The sequence below is a fragment of the Vibrio sp. TH_r3 genome, from assembly GCF_033101115.1.
In the GTDB taxonomy this organism is placed as follows: domain Bacteria; phylum Pseudomonadota; class Gammaproteobacteria; order Enterobacterales; family Vibrionaceae; genus Vibrio.
Map to the genome: position 1 here is coordinate 1 of NZ_JAWMPW010000063.1, position 1,051 is coordinate 1,051.

The following is a 1,051-nucleotide window of genomic DNA, read 5'->3' on the forward strand; positions in this document are numbered from 1 at the left end:
CATTTGATACCTAACCAAGTTATATGTGAGTAGGACTCCCCAGAGCTCTTGTTTCACTAATTCTGGAAGTCGACTTCTGAGTGTAAGACGGTTACCAAGCATATATTGCTTTTGCTCTCTATATCCAAGTTCAATCTCCCAGCGATATCCATACAAGCCAACTATGTCAGATTTAGGGTAAAGCATTGGATCGGTCATTGAGGTCAGGACGTCGTATGACTTCCCATTTTTTACCCTTGTGATTAGACGTACAACCACTTCTTGTTCTAGCGTTGGCCACTTCTTCCGAGCTTGTGGATTACTTTTCAGTTTAATGAGTTTGTCTTGTCGACCAAGGGACTGAACCACTTCGTAGTTTAGCCCCTTTTTCATTGGAATAAGCCAATGTCGATTTACGCCTGTAGAGCTCCACTCTTGAAGCAATCCAAGAGAATAAAAGCCTTTATCGAAAAGGGTTAGGCTGTTATCGGGAGTCGTTTCTATCAGTTGCTCGGCCAACTTCATTTCATTCACGGTATAGCAGTCAAAAGCGCTACCTGTGATTAAATGACTACTTAGCTCCATCTGACACACCATACGCACTTGAGGGTACTGTGTTTCTTTACCACCATGATTGGTCGGCTTTGCAAAAGCTTCTGCGTTATCTTTTGAATCTTCTGTTCGCCACACAACCCCATCAACACCAAGCAATGTGAGCCCATTCCAGTTTGGTAAATTTGCATGCTTAAACCAATGCTGTTGCGTACATTGGAAAAGGGCTTTAGCCGCTGCTTCACCGAGATTTTTTCTACGCTGTGTTAATGCACTGGGAGCAACGAATGGCTTACCTGAGCGGTCAACAATGTCGAGCATGTTGACGATATCAGCCATAGACTTGTCGTTATAAATAGCCATTCCAACTAAAAGCCACGCCATCGACTCCAAAGTCAGTTTACGCTTTCTCAGGGTGACAGTATCTGTCAGCTCATAGGCATCTTTTATTAACTCAATCGGTAGGAGGTCAGAGAGAGTTTCGACTTGATTTGGTTTGTAGTTATTGATGATGTCGAGG

The 1,051-nt window shown here is 43.4% G+C and carries 1 protein-coding gene; it reads right to left on the reverse strand.

The window, feature by feature from the left end; genetic code table 11:
- Window positions 1–1,044: IS4 family transposase (locus R3X26_RS18750; RefSeq protein ID WP_317718840.1), on the reverse strand; the 1,044-nt coding region annotated here is incomplete at its 3' end.
- Window positions 1,045–1,051: the final 7 nt, after the last annotated feature.